Source organism: Gammaproteobacteria bacterium, assembly GCA_016705365.1.
GTDB lineage: Bacteria > Pseudomonadota > Gammaproteobacteria > Pseudomonadales > UBA5518 > UBA5518.
In genome coordinates this window covers 2206733-2228701 of record JADIYI010000008.1, presented here as the reverse complement: position 1 = coordinate 2228701, position 21969 = coordinate 2206733, and the positions used below count along the sequence as shown (strand labels likewise).

The following is a 21969-nucleotide window of genomic DNA, read 5'->3' as shown; positions in this document are numbered from 1 at the left end:
CCGATCGATTGACTCATATTGGCCGCGGGGCGTCCTCAGGCGCGTGTGGTCCGAACAACAAGCAATACCAGAGCAACGACAACCGCGGAGGCCCAGCCACATGTCATCTTTCAAACCAAAGCTCCTTGCCAGCACCATTGCCATGGCTCTGCTGCCCGGCCTGTTGCAGGCACAGATACTCGATGAAATCACCGTGACCGCGCAAAAGCGCGAGCAGAGCGTGCAGGATGTCGGTATCGCGATGAGCGCCTTCAGCGGCGAGCAGATGGAGCAACTCGGTTTCGCCAATGCCCAGCAGGTTACCGCGATGGCGCCCGGTGTATCCACCATCCAGCCCAACGGCGAGGCCAACTACGCGATTGCGATCCGCGGTGTGGCGAGCAGCGACTTCACCACCAACGTCGAGAGCCCTGTCGCGCTGTACCTCGACGAGGTCTATATCAGCCAGATGTCCGGCGCCGGCTTCCAGCTCTATGACATGGAGCGGGTGGAGATCCTGCGCGGCCCGCAGGGCACCCTGTTCGGGCGCAATGCAACCGGTGGCCTTGCCCACTTCATCTCGAACAAGCCCAGCCAGGATTTCAGCGGCTACGTGAAAGGCACCATCGGCGATTACGACCAGTACAAGGCGGAGGGCGCGATCGGCGGCGGTATCACCGACACCCTTGCGGCGCGTTTCTCCGGCGCCTACGTCAAGAGCGACGGCTATGTCAGGAACCGTTACACCGGCACCGATCTGAACAATGCCGACGACCAGAGCTACCGTCTCCAATTCTTGTGGGACCCGACCGAGGACCTGCAGATCCTGCTGAGCGGGCGCAAGTCGGAACAGGAAATCGATTCCGGATTTTTCGAAAACGTGACTTCGCTGATTCCCGGAAAACTGACGCCACCGCGCTTCAATCCGATCCTGAACGGCTATCGGGATCATGATGGCAACCCCTACGGCGGCGATTACGACCGCGACGGCTTCAATGATCTGGACACCGACGGTCTCACGCTGACCCTGAAGTGGCAGATCGGCGACCTTAACCTGACCTCGATCAGCGACCGTTCGAACGTGCATCGCCACTATATCGAGGATTCCGATGCCTCGCCGGTGTCGTTCTTCAACTTCTTCCTGAATACGGGCGCAGAGCAGACTTCCCAGGAGTTGCGACTCGATGGCGATACCGACAGGCTGAAATGGGTCGCGGGGCTTTATTACCTCAAGCTCGACATCAACGACAACAACGGCGCGATCTCCGACCCGTTTGTCGGGCCGGCCACAACCCCGGGTGCCGAAGCCGGCCTGCTGAACCCCTATACGCGCGAACTGGAATCGTACTCCGGCTTCGGCCATCTCGAGTACCAGCTCAGCGATCAATGGACACTGATCGGGGGGCTGCGCCTGATCAAGGACGAAAACGACTTCAAGTACAAGACGAGCATCTACGATTTTCTGGATCCGATTGCGCACGATTTCGACGCCGCCTCGAACCTCGCCAACCGCTTCACGCTGGCAAGCTACGAGGGCGACCGCAACGACGACGAGTGGTCGGGGCGGGTGCAGCTCAACTGGACACCGAACGACGACCTGCTGGTTTATACCAGCCTCAACCGCGGCGTGCGCGGCGGCGGCTTCAATGCGCCGATCTTCCCGCTGACACCGCCACTCGACTACAACGACGCCACGTTCTCCTACGAACCGGAGAAGCTCGACGCGGTCGAGGTCGGCTTCAAGGGCACGTACTTCGACGGTCGCGCGCGCGTCAATGGCGCCACCTACTATTACGATTACAAGGACTACCAGGCGTTCTACATCGTCGGCATCGACACCATCACTTTCAACACCGATGCCACCAGCAAGGGCGCGGAACTGGAACTTATCGCGAGTCCGATCGACGGGATGGATCTGTTGCTCGGTGGCGCCTACAACGATATCGATGTCGAGTTGCCGAGCGGTGACGTGCCGTCCGTACAGTCGCCGAAGTGGATGTGGAACGCGATGGCGCGCTATGAATGGTCCGCGCTGAACGGCACGCTCGCGGTACAGAGCGACTGGCAGTACCGCAGCGAGCACTTCTTCGCGCTGACCGGCGCCGAAACCGTGCGCGAGAACGGCTACTCGATTGTCAATACATCGATCAGCTATACCGACTGCAACAAGCAGTGGACCGCATCGGCCTTCGTCGACAACCTGCTCGACGAGGAATACCTGGTGCAGACTTTCGATCTCTCCGGCCCGGGCGTATTCGACATGACGGAACAGTACTACGGCCGCCCGCGCTGGTGGGGCGTATCACTGCGTTACAAGTGGGGCGCGTAAACCAGGACTGTCGTCACTCGGGTTTCGGCCCGGGAAGAGCGAGTATCCCCGACCTGCGGTCCGTGCTGCGGGTCGGGATCGGGCCTGACAGTATCTCGAATGTCGGCCGCAACAGCGCATAACAGTACCGGCAGCATGCAAACGACAACCGCGTCAAACGACTACGAAACCGCGCGCCGGGAGTTCCGCTGGAACTGTCCGCCGCGCTTCAATTTTGCACGTGACGTGATCGACCGTCACGCCAGCGCCGGACCGGACAAGCTTGCGCTGCTGTGGGTCGATGACCAGGGCAACGAAGAACACCGCAGCTTTGGTCAAATGGCCGAGGCTTCGTGCCGCGTCGCCAACCTGCTGCGCGATGCCGGCGTGCAGGCCGGCGACCGCGTGGTGATGGTGCTCGGACGTGAGATCGCCTGGTGGGAAGTGCTGAGCGCGTGCCTGCGCATGGGTGCGGTGATCAGCCCCGGCACCACCCAGCTTGCGGCGCGCGATATCGCTTATCGCATCGGCGCCTCCGCAGCCACCTGTATCGTCACCGACAGTGCCAACGCCGCGAAGGTCGATCAGCTTGCCGCGCAGTGCCCGAGCCTCGTGGCGCGGGTGCTGATCGACGGGGCGCGCGAGGGCTGGGTGGACTATCGCGCGGCGGCCAGCGCGGCTTCGACACAGTTCGCGACCATCGATAGTGCCGCCGACGACGAGGCACTCTGTTACTTCACCTCGGGCACTACCGGTTACCCGAAGATGTGCATCCACAGCCACGGCTACGGACTCGCGCACCAGACCACGGGGCGCTACTGGCTCGATCTCGGAGCGACGGATCTGCACTGGAACTGCAGCGACACCGGCTGGGCAAAAGCCGCATGGAGCAGTTACTTCGGGCCGTGGAATTGCGGCGCGGCGGTGTTCGTGCACCAGACCACGGGCTTCAGTGCCAAACGTACACTCGAGCTGCTGGCGAAATATCCGGTCACCACATTTTGCGGCGCCCCGACCATCTACCGCATGTTCGTGCTCGAGGATCTCGCGAGCTACCGCTTCCCGGCCCTGCGCCACTGTGTCGGTGCGGGCGAGCCGCTCAACCCGGAAGTCATCGTGTCCTGGCGCCGCGCCACCGGGCTGACCATACGCGACGGCTACGGGCAAACCGAGACCGTGATCCTGTGTGGCAACTTCCCCGGCTTCGAGCCGCGCTTCGGTTCGATGGGCAAACCGGCGCCCGGCATCGATCTCGCGGTGATCGATGCCGATGGCTCGATTCTTCCTCCCGATCGCGAAGGCGACGTCGCGGTGCGGGTCAAACCGCAACGCCCGCTGGGCTTGTTCCTGGAATACAAGGGCAACCCGGAAAAAACCGCGGCCAGCTTCCGCGGCGACTGGTACCTGACCGGTGATCGCGCCACGGTCGATGCCGACGGCTATTTCTGGTTCGTGGGGCGCTCCGATGACGTGATTCTCTCGGCGGGTTATCGCATCGGTCCGTTCGAGGTCGAGAGCGCGCTGATCGAGCACGCGGCGGTGGCCGAGTCGGCGGTGGTATCGAGCCCGGACGAGAAACGGGGCGAAGTGGTCAAGGCCTTCGTGGTGCTCGCACCCGGTTACCGCGCCAGCGAGGCACTCGCGGTGGAACTGCAGGAGCATGTGAAATCGGTCACCGCACCCTACAAGTACCCGCGCAAGATCGAGTTTGTCGACGAGTTGCCAAAGACCGTGAGCGGCAAGATCCGGCGCATCGAACTGCGCGATCGCGAGTGGGGCAAGAGCTGAGGGGAGCGGGCAATGGCGGGCTTCGCGAAGCGGGAAAAAGCATGAAGTTGAGCACCAGTCAGGCCAGCGGAGCGCACGATCAGCCGCTGCTCGAGTTGACCATCGGCGAGGCACTGGGCAACACCGCACAACGCCACCCGGAGCATGTCGCGCTGATCGTGCGCCACCAGGGCATCCGCTGGACCTACGCCGAGTATCTGGAGCAGGTCGACAGCCTCGCCGCGGGCCTGGTGCACCTCGGCATCGAGGCCGGTGACCGGGTCGGGATATGGGCACCCAACTGCGTCGAGTGGTGCCTGACGCAGTTCGCCACCGCGCGTATCGGCGCAATCATGGTCTGCCTCAATCCCGCCTACCGCCTCTACGAACTCGAATACGCGCTGAACAAGGTGCAATGCAAGGCGCTGATCACGGCCGCGCGGTTCAAGAGCAGCGATTACCTCGACATGCTGCAGACCCTGGCGCCGGAACTTGCGCGCGCGGCGCCCGGCCAGCTCGACTCGCACAAGCTGCCGCACCTGAAAACCGTGATCCGCCTCGGCGATGACGAGAGCGCAGGCATGTTCAATTTCGGCGCGCTGCGCCGCGCACCGAATGCCGCGGATCGCACCCGTCTCGCCGCCATTGCCGCAACACTCGAACCCACGGATGCGATCAATATCCAGTTCACCAGCGGCACCACGGGCAACCCCAAGGGCGCGACGCTGAGCCATCGCAACATCCTCAACAACGGCAAGATCGTCGGCGACGGCATGCGCCTCGGCGCGCACGATCGCCTGTGCATTCCGGTGCCGCTCTACCATTGTTTCGGCATGGTGATGGGCAACCTGGCCTGTATCACGCACGGCTCGACCGCGGTATTTCCGGGCGAGGCCTTCGAACCGCTGGCCACGCTGCAGGCGGTGGCCGAGGAGCGCTGTACCGCGCTGCATGGCGTGCCGACGATGTTCATCGCGGAGCTCGAACACCCGCGTTTCGGCGAGTTCGATCTGGGCAGCCTGCGCACCGGCATCATGGCCGGCGCACCCTGCCCGGTCGAGGTCATGAACAAGGTGCTCGAGCGCATGCACATGCGCGACGTGCTGATCGCCTACGGGCAGACCGAGACCAGCCCGGTGAATCACATGACCGGAGCGGACGACCCGATCGCCAAGCGCGTGGCAACCGTTGGGCGCCCGGCGGCGCATTGCGAGATCAGGATCATCGACGGCGAAGGCGCGGTGGTGCCGACGGGCGAGAAGGGCGAGATCTGCTGCCGTGGCTACGGCGTGATGCACGGTTACTGGGACGACGAGGAGCGCACCCGCGAGACCATCGACCGCGACGGCTGGCTGCACTCGGGCGATATCGGCGTGATGGACGACGAGGGCTACACCGCGATCACCGGACGCATCAAGGATATGATCATCCGCGGCGGCGAGAACATCTACCCGCGCGAGGTCGAGGAGTTCCTCTACACGCACCCCGATATCCAGGATGTGCAGGTGTTCGGCATACCGGATGAAAAATACGGCGAGCAGGTCTGCGCGTGGATCAAGCCACGGCCCGGTGCGATGCTCGATGCCGAACAGCTCAAGGCCTTCTGCCGCAAGCAGATCACGCATTTCAAGGTGCCGCAGTACATCCGCTTCGTGGATGAATTCCCGATGACAGTTACCGGGAAGATCCAGAAATTCCGCATGCGCGAGGCCATGATCGCGCAACTCGAGGCCGCTGGCTGAGGATCGCATGAACCTGAATGTTGCCGGCGAAACCATGGTGCGCACCAACGCGGCGTCGACGCCGGTACAGGTCAGTCGACTCGCATTGTTTGTTGCCGCCTCGGTCGAGGGGCACACCGTATTCGTCGGTTACCGCAAGCCCTGGAAGGCAGAAACCGGACCGATGCTCGATCTCGCGTTGCAGCCATTCCCGCGGCTGATCGAGCACGGACGGGTTCCGGGTGCGGCGCGGTGACAAACCTGTATTTTTCTATAGTATGCGTCAATCGAACCATTTTACTGGCGCCCCCTGGCGACCGATCAACGGAGGCAGACCGTGCAAAAAATGAATTGCGCCCTCGCGGCACTGGCACTGGGCTGTGCCCTTGCCTGCCCGGCACCGCAGGCATCCACCCCTGAAGAGCTGATCCATTTGAACTGCGCCGGCTGTCACTTGCCGGTGGAGAAGCCGGACGCGGGCCTCACGCGCATGCAGCAGCAGCGCAAGACGCCGGAAGGCTGGCAGATGACGCTGACGCGCATGCATGTGCTGCACAAGTCCCCGTTCACCGACCCCGATGGCGCAAGTCCCGAGGACGTGATGCGTACGCTGGTCAAATACTTCGCCGACACCAAGGGCCTCGCACCGGCGGAATCCGCCCGCTACCGCTACAGCCTCGAGCAGCGGCACAACACCATCGACGTGCCCGAGGATCCGGAGTACGCGGTCATGTGCGCGCGTTGCCACGCGGAGTCACGCGTGGGCCTGCAGCGGCGCTCCGAGGCCGAGTGGCGTGACCTGGTGCATTTTCACCTGGCGCAGTTCCCGACCTCCGAATACTCGGCCGGCGGGCGCGATCGGGACTGGCTCGGTACCGGACTCGATACGATCGTGCCCCTGCTGAGCAAAACCTATCCTTACGAGACCGCCGAGTGGTCGGACTGGCAGAAGGCCACCAAACCCGCGCTCGAGGGCCGCTGGCGGCTTGCCGGTCATATGCCCGGCAAGGGAGATTTCGACGCACTGATGACCGCCACCGCGGACGGCGCGGACAATTTCCGCATCGATCTGCAAGGACAGTTCGCCGACGGCGAGGATCTGAGCGGAACCGGCAGCGCCATCGTCTACACCGGTTACGAATGGCGCGCCAGCATCGACGCCAACGGCGTCGCCTACAAACAGGTACTGGCCGCAACCGAAGATGGCGCGCAACTCGAGGGCCGGATGTTCCAGCGCGAGCGCGAGGAATTCGGTGTCGACATCGAGGCATGGAAAATCAGCGGCAAGCCGCAGCTGCTGGCGCTCGCTCCGGCGCACCTGCGCCAGGGTGGCACCCAGACGCTGGTCCTGGCTGGCGCGGGACTGGCCGGGAAACCCGATTTCGGCAAGGGCATCCGTGTCGACGAGGTCGTCAGCAGCGACGCGGAGCGGATGGTCGTGACGGTCAGCGCCGAGGCCGGCGCAGCGACCGGTCCCCGTGCCGTGCGCGTCGGCAACGCCACGCTCGGGAATGCGCTCACCGTGTACACGCAGATCGACCGGATCGAGGTAACGCCGGCTTACGCGGTTGGACGCGTTGGCGGATCGGAGGGCTCGCAGGACAAGGTGCGCGCCACCTTCGAGGCCATCGCGCTGGCCAATGGAGCGGATGGCGAACCGGGTACGGCGGACGATATGCGCATCGGCGTGGTCGCGGCCGAGTGGGCAGTGGCGCCCTGGGATGAAAAGGCCGCTTCGGACAACGATGTGAAATTCGCCGGCGTCATGGACAAGGACAGCGGCGTGTTCACGCCGGCGGCCGCCGGCCCCAACCCGGCGCGCAAGTACCAGACCAACAACGCCGGCAACCTGAAGGTCGTTGCCAGTGTCCAGGATGGGGAACGCACGCTGCAGGGCGAGGGGCGTTTGCTGGTCACGGTGCAGCGCTGGAACAATCCCCCGATCCGCTGAACAGGTATACAGCCATGGGTAGCGTGTTCAAACTGCAGGCGCACAATGTGCACGAGATCGAACTCCAGGCACGGCGCCTGCTGTTCCATGTCCCGAGCAGCGCGCTGTTCGAGGCCGATCCGCTGTCCGCGGCGGTGATCGCGGCACTGCGTGGCCGCGCACCGGCCTCGCTGGCCGAGTTGCAACAGGAACTCGGCGCACGCTTCGGCAGCAGTGAAGTGGCTTCGGCGCTGGAGGAATTGCAGGATCTCGATATCGTCAGCGACGGCGCCGCATGCCGCAGCACGACGCAGCATGCCAGGGTGAGTCGCATCCCGCTCACCACCGTGGTACTCAACGTCAATACCGGCTGCAACCTGAGTTGCACCTACTGCTACAAGGAGGATCTGAGCACGCCCGACAAGGGCGAGAAGATGAGCCTCGCCACCGCGGTGCAGTCGATCGAGATGCTGCTGCGCGAGTCACCCGCGCAGGAGCGCTACAACATCGTGTTCTTTGGCGGCGAGCCACTGACCAACCTGGCGCTGATTCGCGAGGTGGTCGAGTTCGCGGAAAAGCGATTTGCGGAAATCGGCAAACGGGTCGATTTCTCGCTCACCACCAATGCCACCCTGCTCGACGAAAAAACCATCGCGTGGCTCGGTGCGCACCGATTCGGCATCGCGGTGAGCATCGACGGACCCAAGGCGGTGCACGATCGCAACCGCATCACGGTCGGCGGCAAGGGCAGCTATGAAACCGTGGCACGCAAGGTGCGCCTGTTGCTTGGCAGTTATCGCGCCCGCCCGGTCGGCGCTCGGGTAACCCTGACCCACGGCACTACCGACGTGATCGGCATCTGGGATCACCTGTTCAACGAACTCGGTTTCGCCGAGGTCGGTTTCGCGCCGGTCACCGCCGGCGACATCGCCGATTTCAACCTCGACGAACACGAACTCGCCGCGGTATTCGCCGACATGAAAAGGCTCGGCGAGCGCTACCTCGAGGCAGCGCTCGAGAACCGCAGCATCGGCTTTTCCAACCTGCACCAGTTGCTGACCGATATCCACGAAGGCACCAAGAAGGCGCTGCCCTGCGGTGCCGGCTACTCGATGGTCGCGGTGGACAAGAACGGCGGCGTGAACCTGTGTCATCGCTTCACCGGCTCGGAGCTGCCGACCTTCGGCAACGTGGACAGCGGACTCGATCGCGAGGGACTGGCGGATTTTCTGGGTCAGCGGCTCGATCGCGGCAATACCGGCTGCAACACCTGCCGCATCCGCAACCTGTGCTCGGGCGGCTGCTATCACGAGAGCTACCAGCGCTACAACGACCCCGCGCAACCGGTCTACCACTACTGCGACCTGCTGCGCGACTGGGTGGATTTCGGCCTCACGGTCTACACACGGATTCTCGCGGGCAACCCGGGATTCTTCGACACATTCCTTTCCCCGCGGAGGGCACGTCAATGAAACACCTCAAGGCGCTCAACGCCAAGGCAAAGCTTTTGGACGCGGCAACCGGCACGGATGACGTGCAGGAAGTCGTTGCAATGCAGACCGTGGTCGGCTGCACCTCGACCACCGATCCGGGCTGGGAGGTCGATGCTTTCGGCAGCGTGGCTGGCCTGTGCCAGCCGATGGAGGCCGACCTCTACGGTTGCGCCGACCCCTGCTGGTGGCCGGCGCAGGTGCCCGACCTGATGAACACCTACCCCGACTGGGATGCAAATGCGCCCTCGGCGGGCAAGGACTGGCGCAATCTCGATGCGGTTTTCCCCAAGGCCAAGGATTGAAAGGAGCCAGCCATGTCCAGTTCTCCCAAGCTGCTTTCGAAATACGCGCGCCTGGTCCCGGTGCTGGCACTGTCGATCGCCGCGGGCGCCTGCTCCGGCAAGGGCTCCGCGCAATCGTCCGTGCACGATCTGATGGTGGTCGCGAACAAGCCGAACAACCTGCACCTGGTCGATCTCACCGACCGCAAGGTCCTGCGCAGCTGCGAGCTGCCGGGAAAATACGGCAGCGGAACCGTCGCCATGGCGCCCGACAAGCACACTGCCTACGTGATCAGCAACCAGTTCGAGAATGTGTATGGCGTGAATCTCGATACCTGCGAACTCACTTTCTCCGCGATCCAGTCCGCGGGCAACGTGCGCGTGAAATCGATAGGCTCGCTGGCGGTCAGTACCGATGGCACCGAGGTCTACACGCACCAGAACCCGGTGCGCCTGCTGCCCGATCGCTACGAAGTCATGGATGCGCGGATCGCGGTATACAAGGTCGCCGACGGACTCGATGCCAAGCCGGTGCGCACCTTCCCGGCGCCGCGCCAGGTCATCCTGCTGATTCCCGCAGCCGACGGCAAGACGCTGTATCTCGGCGGGCAGGACGTGTTCGCGATGAACATGCAGACCGGCGAGACCACGGTGAAGATCGCAAGCCTCCACGCCGAGGATCCGCTCCAGGGCCAGCGCGACGTGCTGTCGATCTGGCCCATAGGTTCGCAATCGAACGAGTTCATCCGCTTGTACACCGCGGCACGCTTCACCGATGACACGCGCAACATGGATACCGCGCGCATCATGTGGGGTTTCGAGCGGATCGATCTCGCGACGGGCGAGGCCGAGTCGCGCGATTTCGGCCCTCTCGAGGTGGTGCTGTTCTCCGGAATGACGCGCCCCGGCGACAGGAACCAGTTCTACGCCGTACTCACGCAGCTCAAGAAATACGATGTGAGCCAGCAGAAGGAACTGATGTCGGTCGACCTCGATCACAGCTACTACTGCCTCAATTTCTCCACCGATGGCAGCAAGGTCTACCTCGCGGGCACGTTCAACGATATCGCGATCCATGATGCCGACACGCTGCAGAAACTCGGCAATATCGAGTTGCCCGGCGGTGATATGAGTCTCTCCACGGCGCAGGTGTTCGCACGCCTTCCCTGATGCGCCCGCTGGCGGGTATCGAGTGGACATGGCTCGGCAGCTTCCTGCGTCCGCAGCGCGCGGCGATTGCCGCGCTGCTGGGCCTGTCGCTCGGCGTCTCCGCGCTGGCGCTGGTGCAGCCCTTCATCACCAAGCTGCTGATCGATGACGGACTGATAGCGCGCGACTTCCCGAAACTGCTCCAGTTCGCGATCCTGATTTTCGTGATCGGTCTCGCGGCCTCGCTGCTCGGCGGCATCAACCGCTATTTTTACACCCGCGTTTCGGCACGCATCCTGTTCGCCATACGCGAAAGCGTGTTCGCGCACCTGCAGCGCCTGTCACCGGCCTTCTACGCCCGCAACCGCGGCGGCGATATCCTGTCACGCCTCGATGGCGACGTGGCCGAGATCCAGCGCTTCTCGATCGACAGCCTGTTCGCCGGCATCAGCGGCGTGTTCGGCCTGCTTGGCACGGTCGCGTTCATGCTGTACCTGAGCCCGCAACTGAGCCTGCTGGTGCTGACACTGGTGCCGATACAATGGCTTTACCTGCGTTTCATGCGCGAACGCGTGCGCGACGGGGTGCGCCGGGTGCGCGAGCGCTCGGCCGACCTGTCGGCGTTCCTGATGGAAACGCTGCCCGCGATCAAATATATCCAGGGGGTGGCGGCGACGGAGCGCGAACAGCAACGCCTGGGACAATTCAACCGCGCCTACCTGAAGGATCTGCTCGCCCTGCAACTGACCGAGTTCGCCACCTCGGCGGTGCCCTCCAATCTCACCTCGGCCCTGCGGGCAACGGTATTCATCGCCGGTGGTTACCAGGTGATCCAGGGGAGCATGGCGCTCGGCTCGCTGATCGCCTTCAGCACCTACCTGGGAATGGCGATGGGACCGGTGCAGAGCCTGCTCGGCGTGTACATGGCCCTGAACCGGGTCCGCGTCAGCGCCGAACGGGTGCGCTTCCTGACCACCGCCAGGCCCGATGTCGATGCCACCGGCACCATCGCGCCGCACGACGGGGCGGCCGTCGAGATCCGGCTCGAGGATCTCGGGTTCCGTTATCCCGGGAGCGGGGAATTCGTGTTGCGTCATGCCAGTGTGTGCCTGCCGCCAGGCAAGAAAATCGGCCTGTGCGGTCCCTCCGGCAGCGGCAAGACCACGCTGCTCGATCTGCTGCTGCGGCATTACGATCCGGTGGAAGGCTGCATCCGCATCGGTGGCGTGGATCTGCGCGAACTGGAGCTCGCCGGCTGGCGCCGCCGGGTGGCTTTCGTGGCCCAGGATATCGTGCTGTTTCGCGGCAGCATGCGCGAGAACATCCGCTACGCCAATCCCGCGGCAGACGCTGCCAGCGTGCGGCGCGCGGTGCAGCTCGCCAATCTCGATGAGCTCGTTGCCCGGCTGCCGCAGGGACTGGACACCGCGATCGGCGAGCGCGGCGCGCGCCTCTCCGGTGGCGAAAGGCAGCGCATCGCGATTGCCCGCGCGCTGCTGCAGCATCCGCTGCTGATCGTGTTCGATGAAGCCACCTCGGCGGTGGACAACGATGCCGAAGCACTGCTCATGGGCGAGCTCGATCGCCTGTTCCCGTCCACCACCCGACTGATCATCAGCCATCGCGAGCGCCCGCTCGAGAACACCGACCTGCTGCTCGAAATGCGTGATGGCGTGCTGCGGCAAATTGCGCCGTGATCCGTGTCGGCGTGCTCGACAGCGGCATAAATGACGCCACGCGCCGGCGCGTGCTGCACGCCGCCGACTTCCCGCCCTTTGGCCAGGACGTCGGACAGACACGAGGCGGCGCCCGCGACCGGCTCGGTCATGGCAGCGGGATCGCGGCAGTGATCATCCGCAGCGCCGCTGCACAATTGCTCGATGCGCGGATATTCTTCGACGATCTGCGCACCAGCGCGGCCCAAGCCGCGAGCGGCATCGACTGGCTGCTGGAGCAGCAGGTGCGGGTGATCAACCTGAGCTTTGGCTTGCGCGAGGATCGCACCGCGCTGCGCAATGCCTGTGCCCGCGCCCGTGCCCGCGGCGTGGTGCTGGTGGCAGCCTCGCCGGCGCGTGGCGAGCCGGTGTTTCCCGCCGCCTACGAGGACGTGATCCGTGCCACCGGCGATGCGCGCTGCGCGCAGGATCAGCATTCATGGCTGGGCACCGCGCAAGCCGACTTCGGCGCTCATGTAAAGGCGCCCGAGGCGCGCATCGCCGGCGCCAGCATCGGTTGCGCCCATGTGTGCGCGGCGATCGCCGCATGGCTGGCGCTGAACCCGCGGGCTTCCCGTGAAGAGCTGGTCGCGGCCCTGATCGACAGCGCCGCCTTTCGCGGCCCCGAGCGTCGCCGCTAACAGCCGGCGCGCACACGGCAGCACCCGGGCGCTGCGTATCGCACCAGCGTCCGCGGCTGAACATTCCACGCCACGTCGTCATCGGTTCGGGTTCAAGCACGTCGCCTGTTTTCCCCCGAGCTCGATGCGGCCGAAGGGGATAGCCACCTAATCGGTGTTAGCTACAAACCCTGATGCAGATCATGACGTCGCAAGCGAATCATTCCGAAAATTTGCAAGCTCTTCCTGTACCGGCATTCACACCCCGGGAAGAGGATCACAAGCCAGCGCCCAAACGGAGGCAACAATGGTTGGGGAAGTGCTTCATGAGGGACGCACACGCGCCCTCAGCCTGTCCACCGTGGCCTTCACGGTCTGTTTTGCGGTCTGGACCATCTTTTCGATCATCGGTATCCAGATCAAACAGAATCTCGGTCTCTCGGAAACCCAGTTCGGCCTGCTGGTGGGAACGCCCATCCTGACCGGATCGCTGGTGCGCATCGTGCTCGGCGTGTGGGCCGACCGTTACGGCGGTCACAAGATACTGCCGCTCGTCATGATCGCGGCCGGCATCGCGACCTGGGCGCTGGTCTGGGCCGAGACCTACACGCAATTCCTTCTTGTCGCGCTCGGCGTCGGGCTCGCGGGCGGCTCCTTTGCCGTCGGCATTGCGTATGTCTCGCGCTGGTACCCGGCCTCCAAACAAGGTACCGCGCTTGGCATCTTCGGGGCCGGCAACGTCGGGGCCGCGGTAACCAAATTCTGCGCCCCCTTCTTGATGGTCGCCGCCGGGTGGGAAATGGTTGCCCAGGTATGGGCCGTGGTGATCGTCGTAACGGGTGTCCTGTTTTTCTTCCTGGCCACGGACGACCCGGTCGTCGTCGAGCAGCGGCGCAAGGGCATCACGCCACGCAGCGCCTGGCTCGAACTCGAGCCGCTCAAGAACGTGCAGGTGTGGCGCTTCTCGCTCTACTACTTCTTCGTGTTCGGCGCCTTCGTCGCGCTGGCGCTGACGCTGCCGCACTACCTGATCGGCGTGTACGGGCTGGATATCCGCAGCGCCGGCATGATCGGCGCGCTTTACTCGATTCCAGCCAGTATTTTCCGTGCCTACGGCGGTCATCTGTCCGACCAGTACGGCGCGCGACGCATCATGTACTGGACTTTCGGGGTGTCGTTGCTGTGCTGCTTCCTGTTGTCGTACCCGCCCACCCAGTATGTCGTGCGCGGCATCGACGGGCCGATCAGCTTCACGCTCGAAATGGGCTTGCCAGCCTTTATCGTGCTGATTTTCGTGCTCGGCTTTTTCATGAGCCTGGGCAAGGCCGCGGTGTACAAGCACATCCCGGTCTATTTCCCGAAAAACGTCGGCGCCGTGGGCGGTCTGGTGGGGATGATCGGCGGTCTGGGCGGATTCCTGCTGCCGATCGCCTTTGGCGCATTGAATGATCTGACCGGTGTCTGGAGCAGCAGTTTCATGCTGCTGTTCCTGATTGTTGCCGTCTCGACTGTCTGGATGCATGTTTCGGTACGCAGCATGGAGCGCGCGGCAACCGGCACGGCGCTGGAAGACCTTCCGGCCTTCCCCGAGTTGCAGGATATCCACGTACAGGCGCAACCAGAGCATCGGGCGCCATCCCATGTGCTGTCCGACTGGCGACCGGAGGACCCTGCGTTCTGGCAAGCGAGCGGTCGTTCGATCGCGCGGCGCAATCTGCTGATCTCGATTCCCGCGCTGCTGCTCTCGTTCGCGGTCTGGATGGTGTGGTCGGCGATCGTTGCCAAGCTGCCGCTGATCGGCTTCGCCTACACGACCGACCAATTGTTCTGGCTGGCGGCATTGCCCGGGGTCTCCGGCGCCACATTGCGTATCTTCTACAGTTTCACGATCCCGATTTTTGGTGGTCGCATGTGGACCACGCTGGCGACTTGGTCGCTGCTGATACCAGCGCTCGGCATCGGGTACGCGGTGCGCGATCCGGGCACGCCCTACGCGGTCTTTCTGGGACTTGCGCTTGCCTGCGGACTGGGTGGCGGCAACTTTGCCTCGTCGATGTCGAACATTTCGTTCTTCTATCCCAAAGCCGAGAAGGGACACGTGCTGGCGCTCAACGCGGGGCTTGGCAACCTCGGTGTCAGCGTCGTGCAGTTCGTGGTGCCGATGATCATCACGGCAGGCGTGTTTGGAGCGCTCGGTGGCGCGCCGCAGACCGTGACCCAGAACGGCGAAACCAGCCAGATCTGGCTGCAGAACGCGGGCTTCATATGGGTTCCGTTCATCATCGCCTCGGCGTTCGCAGCCTGGTTCGGCATGAACGATGTGGCCTCTGCCAAGGCATCCTTCGCCGACCAGGCGGTGATCTTCCGTCGCATGCACAACTGGATCATGTGCTGGCTCTACACCGGAACCTTCGGCTCGTTCATCGGCTTTTCCGCGGGCTTTCCATTGCTGGCCAAGGTCGAGTTCCCCGAGGTGATCGTGCTGAAGTACGCGTTCCTCGGTCCGCTGGTCGGGGCGCTGTCACGCTCGCTGACCGGCGGGATTGCCGACAGGTACGGCGGCGGTCGCGTGACCTTATGGGTATTCGTCGGCATGATGGCCGGTGTTTGCGGAGTGCTCTATTTTCTCGGCATCAAGGAGCAGGATGGTGCCTTCTGGGGCTTCTTCGCCAGCTTCCTGTTCCTGTTCTTCGTGACCGGCGTGGGCAATGCATCGACCTTCCAGATGATCCCCGCGATCATGCGCAAGGAAGTCGCGAAGCTCTGTCCCGGGCTGTCGCCGGCCGAACAGCAGAAGCAGTCCGACAAGGAATCGGCCGCGATCATCGGCTTTACCTCGGCCATCGCGGCCTACGGTGCCTTCTTCATACCGAAGAGCTATGGCACCGCGATTGCGCTGACCGGAAAAGTCGATGCCGCGTTGCACGGCTTTCTGCTCTTCTACGCGTCTTGCCTGTTTATCACCTGGTACTGTTACACCCGTCGTGGCGCCCTGCTGTGGGATGTCGAGCGTCGCGTGCCAGCTGAATCTGGAGACTTGTCATGAGCTACTTTCTCGATCGCCTCAATTTCCTCAAACCGCGCGACCCGGAGTTCTCGGACGGACACGGGGTGACGAAGAGCGATGACCGCAGCTGGGAAAACGCCTACCGTGCGCGTTGGCAGCACGACAAGATCGTGCGCTCCACGCACGGCGTGAACTGCACCGGTTCGTGCAGCTGGAAGATCTACGTCAAGAACGGGCTGGTCACCTGGGAAACCCAGCAGACCGATTACCCGCGCACCCGCCCGGATCTGCCCAACCACGAACCGCGCGGCTGCCCGCGCGGCGCCAGCTATTCCTGGTATCTTTACAGCGCCAACCGCCTGAAGTACCCGATGCTGCGTGGTGCGCTGCTGAGGCTGTGGCGTGAGGCGCGTCGTACACTCGCCCCGGTGGATGCCTGGGCCAGCATCGTCGGCGATCCGGAAAAGACACGTGCCTACAAGACCAAGCGCGGCATGGGAGGCTTCGTGCGGGTCAGGTGGGAGGAAGCAAACGAACTGATAGCGGCCTCCAACCTGTATACCGCGAAGAAATGGGGGCCGGACCGGGTGATTGGCTTCTCGCCGATCCCGGCCATGTCGATGGTGAGCTATGCGGCGGGTTCGCGTTACCTCTCGCTGTTCGGCGGCACCTGCCTTTCGTTCTACGACTGGTACTGCGATCTGCCGCCGGCCTCGCCGCAGGTCTGGGGCGAGCAGACCGACGTGCCCGAGTCGGCCGACTGGTACAACAGCCGCTACCTGATCGCCTGGGGGTCCAACGTGCCGCAAACGCGGACCCCGGACGCGCATTTCTTCACCGAGGCGCGTTACAACGGCACCAAGACCGTGGCAATCACGCCCGACTATGCCGAGGTCGCCAAGCTCTGCGACGTATGGATGCACCCCAAGCAGGGTACCGATGCTGCGCTGGCAATGGCCTTCGGGCACGTGATCCTGCGCGAGTTTCATCTCGATGAGCCTTCCGAGTATTTCCGCGCCTACTGCCGGCAATACTCCGACATGCCGCTGCTGGTGCGGCTCGAACCGCGCGCCGACGGCGGCTTCGTCAGCGGCCGCTACCTGCGCGCCAGCGACCTGGCCAACTGTACCGAGAGCAACAATCCCGAATGGAAAACACTTGCCTGGGACGAGTTGAGCGATGCGATCGTGGTGCCCACCGGTTCGGTCGGATTCCGCTGGGGCGAGGACGGCAAATGGAACATCGAGGAGAAGTCCAGCGCCGGAGATGCAACACGGCTGCGCCTGAGCCTCGAGGGCTGCAGCGATGAAATCGTGGCGGTCGCCTTTCCCTATTTCGGCGGCGTGATGCACGAAAAGTGGAATGCCAACGTGCAGCAGGACGTGCTGCGCCGCAATATTCCGGCCCGCACCTTGCGCATGGCCAACGGCGAGACATGGCATGTGGCGACGGTCTATGACCTGCAGCTCGCGCAGTACGGGCTGGATCGCGGCTTCGGCGGCGATTATGTGGCACGCGGCTACGATGACGACGTACCCGGCACGCCAGCCTGGGCCGAGAGCATTACCGGGGTTCCGCGCGCACAGATCATCGAAATCGGGCGCGAGTTCGGACGCACCGCGCATAAAACGCGTGGACGTTCCATGATCATCGTCGGCGCGGGAATGAATCACTGGTATCACAACGACATGAACTACCGCGGGTTGATCAACCTGGTGGTCATGTGCGGTTGCGTCGGCCAGACCGGCGGCGGCTGGGCCCACTATGTGGGACAGGAAAAACTGCGGCCCCAGTCGGGCTGGCTGCCGCTCGCGTTCGGACTGGACTGGAGCCGTCCACCACGGCAGATGAACGGCACCTCGTTCTGGTATTTCAACTCCGACCAGTGGCGCTACGAGAAGCTCGATGTCAGCGAAATCCTCAGCCCGCTTGCCGACCCCGAGAAGTACCGCGGCAGCCTCGCGGACTACAACCTGCGGGCGATCCGCATGGGCTGGCTGCCCTCGGCGCCGCAGCTCAACTGCAATCCTCTTGCGCTGACCCGCGAGGCGGTCAGCGCCGGAGCCGACATCACCAGCTACGCGCTCGAGAAATTCAAGAGCGGCGAACTGGACTTCGCCTATGCCGATCCGGACGCACCGCAGAATTTTCCGCGCAACCTGTTCATCTGGCGCAGCAACCTGCTCGGCTCTTCCGGCAAGGGGCACGAGTACATGCTCAAGCACCTGCTCGGCACGCGACACGGGCTGCAGGGCAAGGATCTGGGCGAGCGTGGTGCGCGCAAGCCCGACGAGATCACCTGGCGCGATCCGGCGCCGGAGGGAAAGCTCGACCTGCTGGTCACGCTCGATTTCCGCATGTGCACCACCGCGCTGTATTCCGATGTGGTGCTGCCAACCGCCACCTGGTACGAGAAGAACGATCTCAACACCTCGGACATGCACCCCTTTATCCATCCGCTATCCAAGGCGGTCGATCCGGCCTGGGAGGCACGCAGCGACTGGGATATCTTCAAGGGTATTGCGCACGCCGTCAGCGAGCTCGCACCCGGCGTGCTCGATGCCGAACGTGACCTGGTGCTGGTGCCGACGCTGCACGACAGCCCCGGCGAACTGGCGATGCCCGAGGTGCTCGACTGGAAGCGCGGCGAATGCGAGGCAATTCCCGGGAAGACCATGCCGTCGATGGTGGTCGTGGAGCGCAACTACCCGGATCTGTACAAGAAGTTCACCTCGCTCGGACCGCTGCTCGACAAGCTTGGCAACTGGGGCAAGGGATTGGTGTGGGATACCAACGAGGAAATCAACTTCCTCGGCGACCTGAACCAGCGTGTCACCGAGGAAGGCGTGAGCAAGGGCCGCCCGCGTATCGAGAGCGCCATCGACGCCGCCGAGGTCATCCTGAGTCTGGCACCGGAAACCAACGGACACGTGGCGGTCAAGGCATGGAGCGCGCTCGGCAAGTTCACCGGGCGTGCACACACGCACCTGGCCGAGGGCAAGGAGCACGAGGCCATCCGTTTCCGCGATGTGCAGGCGCAACCGCGCAAGATCATCTCCAGCCCGGTGTGGTCCGGACTGGAGGACGAGCACGTCAGTTACAACGCCGGTTACACCAATGTGCATGAGCTGATTCCATGGCGCACACTGACCGGCCGCCAGCAGTTCTACCAGGATCACGAATGGATGCGGGCCTTCGGCGAGGGACTGATGGGATACCGCCCGCCGGTGCAGACCAAGACCATCGGACCGATGCTCGGCAAGAAGCCCAACGGCAATACCGAGATCGTGCTGAACTGGATTACTCCGCACCAGAAATGGGGAATTCACAGTACCTACAGCGACAACCTGCTGATGCAGACTCTCTCGCGCGGAGGACCGATCGTGTGGCTGAGCGAGGACGACGCGCGCAGCGCCGGCATCGTCGACAACGACTGGATCGAACTGTTCAACGTGAACGGCGCGATCGCCGCCCGCGCGGTTGTCAGTCAACGCGTGATGCCGGGCATGGCGATGATGTATCACGCCCAGGAGCGCATCATCAACGTGCCCGGATCGGAGATCACCGGCACCCGCGGTGGTATCCACAACTCGGTCACCCGGGTGGTCGTCAAGCCGACCCACATGATCGGCAGCTATGCCCAGCTCAGCTACGGCTTCAACTATTACGGCACCACCGGCACGAACCGGGACGAGTTCGTGATCGTGCGCAAGATGAACCAGGTCGACTGGCTCGATGGCGAGCCGGTTCCCCCGCCTGCACAGGAGGCCAAGCGATGAAAGTCCGCGCCCAGATTGCGATGGTGCTGAATCTCGACAAATGTATCGGCTGCCATGTGCTCGATCACCTGCAAGAACGTGTGGACCTCGCGTGAAGGGGTCGAATATGCGTGGTTCAACAACGTCGAGTCCAAACCCGGTATCGGTTACCCCAAGCAATGGGAAAACCAGGGCAAATGGAACGGCGGCTGGGTACGCACCGCGGCCGGCAAGCTCGAGTTGAAGGCCGGCGGGCGCTGGCGCTTGCTCGCCAAGATCTTCGCGAACCCGGACCTGCCCGAGATCGATGATTACTATGAGCCATTCGATTTCGATTACCACCACCTGCACGAGGCGCCGGAGGGCCAGCATCAGCCCACCGCGCGACCGCGTTCGCTGATCACCGGTCAGCGCATGCAGAAGATCGAGTGGGGCCCGAACTGGGAGGAAATCCTCGGTACCGAGTTTGCGAAACGCTCGCAGGACACGAATTTCGAGGCGGTGCAGAAGGAAATCTACGGCGCCTTCGAGCGCACCTTCATGATGTACCTGCCGCGTCTGTGCGAACACTGCCTCAATCCCGCCTGCGTCGCCGCCTGCCCCTCGGGCGCGATCTACAAGCGCGAGGAAGACGGCATCGTGCTGATCGACCAGGACAAGTGCCGCGGCTGGCGCATGTGCGTCTCGGCTTGCCCGTACAAGAAGATCTATTACAACTGGAAGAGTGGCAAGAGCGAGAAGTGCATCTTCTGCTATCCACGCATCGAGGCTGGCGAACCAACCGTGTGTTCGGAAACCTGCGTGGGACGCATCCGCTATCTGGGCGTGATGCTCTACGACGCCGACCGCATCAGCGAAGCGGCCTCGGCGGCGCATGACCAGGAACTCTACCAGGCGCACCTCGACCTGTTCCTCGACCCGGAAGATCCGGCGGTGCAGCAGGCGGCACGCGCCGAAGGCATCCCCGAGAACTGGCTCGAGGCGGCGCGCAATTCTCCGGTCTACAAGCTGGCGATCGACTGGAAGCTGGCGCTGCCCCTGCACCCGGAATACCGCACGCTGCCGATGGTCTGGTATGTGCCGCCGCTCAGTCCGATCCAGGATGCGGCCACCCGCGGACAGATAGGCAGCAATGGCGAAATTCCCGACGTGCAGTCGCTGCGCATTCCAGTGCGCTATCTGGCCAACCTGCTGACCGCAGGCGACGAGCAACCGGTGGTGCGAGCGCTGGAACGCCTGCTCGCGATGCGCAAGTGGCGCCGCGCCCTGAACGTCGAGGGTGTTGCCGATACAGCAGTGCTGGAGCAGGTTGGGCTCACGGTGGCGCAAGCCGAGTCAATGTACCGCTACCTGGCCATCGCCAACTACGAGGATCGCTTCGTGATACCGTCCGGGCACCGCGAATACGCCGATGATGCCTTCGGCGAGCGTGGCGGCTGCGGCTTCAGTTTCGGCAACGGTTGCAGTGGCAACACACCGGCCGATCTGTTCGGTGCGCAGAAGATCACCGTATACCAGGTGCCGCCGGCGCGCCAGGAAAAGACCCGGGAGCCGTCATGAAATCGCTCAAATTGATCAGCGTTCTGCTTGATTATCCGCAGGACTCGCTGTGGGAACATGGCAGCGAAGTGCGCGCGGCGTGTCAGGAACTGCCGCAGGCGGCGCAGCGCTCGGCGTTGGCGGATTTCGTCGACGCCCTGTTCGCGCAGGACCCGCTCGCGGCGCAGTCACGCTGGATCGAAACCTTCGATCGGGGCCGCTCCATGAGCCTGCTGATGTTCGAGCATATTCATGGCGAATCACGTGACCGCGGCCAGGCGATGGTGGATCTGCTCGAAAACTACCAGCGCGAGGGCTACGAACTCGACAGCCGGGAGTTGCCGGATTATCTGCCTCTGCTCCTGGAATTCCTGTCCCTGCGGCCCGCAAGCGAGGCCTGCGACTGGTTGCATCATCTGGCGCATATCATCGCGCTGCTGGCCGCGCGGGCCGCGCAACGCGACAGCCCTTATGCGCTGCTGTTCCGCCTGCTGTGCGAGATCGGCGGTTGCGAAGCGCAGTTGCATGGGCTGAACGCAGCGCTCGACGAGCCGCGTGACGACACCGCCGAGGCCATGGACGCGGTCTGGGAGGAGGAACAGGTGCGTTTCGGAACACAGGGCATGGACGAGCCCTGCACGAATACGCGAATTCGCCCGGCGCCAAGAGCCGAGCCGGTGCAGATAATCGGGAGGTAATGAA

Annotated in this window: 13 protein-coding genes and 1 pseudogene; all 14 read left to right on the top strand. The window is 63.7% G+C overall.

Features of this window, described 5'->3' with window-relative positions; genetic code table 11:
* The first annotated feature begins 100 nt into the window (after positions 1–100).
* Positions 101–2308 (top strand): TonB-dependent receptor, encoded by a 2208-nt coding sequence (locus IPF49_17780; GenBank protein MBK6289448.1) that lies wholly within the window; start codon positions 101–103, stop codon positions 2306–2308.
* Between the two features lie 135 nt (positions 2309–2443).
* Positions 2444–4075, top strand: a complete 1632-nt coding sequence (locus tag IPF49_17775) for an AMP-binding protein (protein ID MBK6289447.1) — start codon at positions 2444–2446, stop codon at positions 4073–4075.
* A 41-nt stretch (positions 4076–4116) separates the two neighbouring features.
* The gene (locus tag IPF49_17770; GenBank protein MBK6289446.1) at positions 4117–5796 is read left to right on the top strand and encodes an AMP-binding protein; all 1680 of its coding nucleotides are present in this window, start codon (positions 4117–4119) and stop codon (positions 5794–5796) included.
* 7 nt (positions 5797–5803) lie between these two features.
* On the top strand, positions 5804–6031 hold the full coding sequence (locus IPF49_17765) for a hypothetical protein (GenBank protein ID MBK6289445.1): 228 nt from the start codon (positions 5804–5806) through the stop codon (positions 6029–6031).
* An 81-nt stretch (positions 6032–6112) separates the two neighbouring features.
* Complete coding sequence (gene peaA / locus IPF49_17760) at positions 6113–7726, top strand: quinohemoprotein amine dehydrogenase subunit alpha (protein ID MBK6289444.1); 1614 nt, start codon at positions 6113–6115, stop codon at positions 7724–7726.
* A 14-nt stretch (positions 7727–7740) separates the two neighbouring features.
* Positions 7741–9177, top strand: coding sequence for a quinohemoprotein amine dehydrogenase maturation protein (peaB, locus tag IPF49_17755; GenBank protein MBK6289443.1), 1437 nt, complete (start codon positions 7741–7743; stop codon positions 9175–9177).
* Positions 9174–9500, top strand: coding sequence for a quinohemoprotein amine dehydrogenase subunit gamma (gene qhpC / locus IPF49_17750; GenBank protein ID MBK6289442.1), 327 nt, complete (start codon positions 9174–9176; stop codon positions 9498–9500). Before peaB ends, qhpC begins: the two co-directional genes overlap by 4 nt.
* A gap of 12 nt (positions 9501–9512) precedes the next feature.
* A complete protein-coding gene (gene peaD / locus IPF49_17745) occupies positions 9513–10649 on the top strand; it encodes a quinohemoprotein amine dehydrogenase subunit beta (protein ID MBK6289441.1) in 1137 nt (378 codons plus the stop codon).
* Entirely contained in the window at positions 10649–12325 is a 1677-nt protein-coding gene (locus IPF49_17740) for an ABC transporter ATP-binding protein (protein ID MBK6289440.1), read from the top strand. Before peaD ends, IPF49_17740 begins: the two co-directional genes overlap by 1 nt.
* The gene (locus IPF49_17735) at positions 12322–12984 is read left to right on the top strand and encodes a S8/S53 family peptidase (GenBank protein ID MBK6289439.1); all 663 of its coding nucleotides are present in this window, start codon (positions 12322–12324) and stop codon (positions 12982–12984) included. The genes IPF49_17740 and IPF49_17735 overlap by 4 nt, the downstream gene beginning before the upstream one ends.
* 286 nt (positions 12985–13270) lie before the next feature.
* Positions 13271–16009 (top strand): MFS transporter, encoded by a 2739-nt coding sequence (locus IPF49_17730; GenBank protein MBK6289438.1) that lies wholly within the window; start codon positions 13271–13273, stop codon positions 16007–16009.
* Positions 16006–19749 carry a nitrate reductase subunit alpha gene (locus tag IPF49_17725; protein ID MBK6289437.1) on the top strand — a complete coding sequence of 1248 codons (3744 nt, stop codon included), beginning with the start codon at positions 16006–16008 and terminating at the stop codon, positions 19747–19749. The genes IPF49_17730 and IPF49_17725 overlap by 4 nt, the downstream gene beginning before the upstream one ends.
* Positions 19746–21288, top strand: a pseudogene (narH, locus tag IPF49_17720) (nitrate reductase subunit beta). Before IPF49_17725 ends, narH begins: the two are co-directional and overlap by 4 nt.
* A complete protein-coding gene (narJ, locus tag IPF49_17715; protein ID MBK6289436.1) occupies positions 21285–21965 on the top strand; it encodes a nitrate reductase molybdenum cofactor assembly chaperone in 681 nt (226 codons plus the stop codon). The pseudogene narH and the gene narJ overlap by 4 nt, the downstream one beginning before the upstream one ends.
* The last annotated feature ends 4 nt before the right edge of the window (positions 21966–21969 follow it).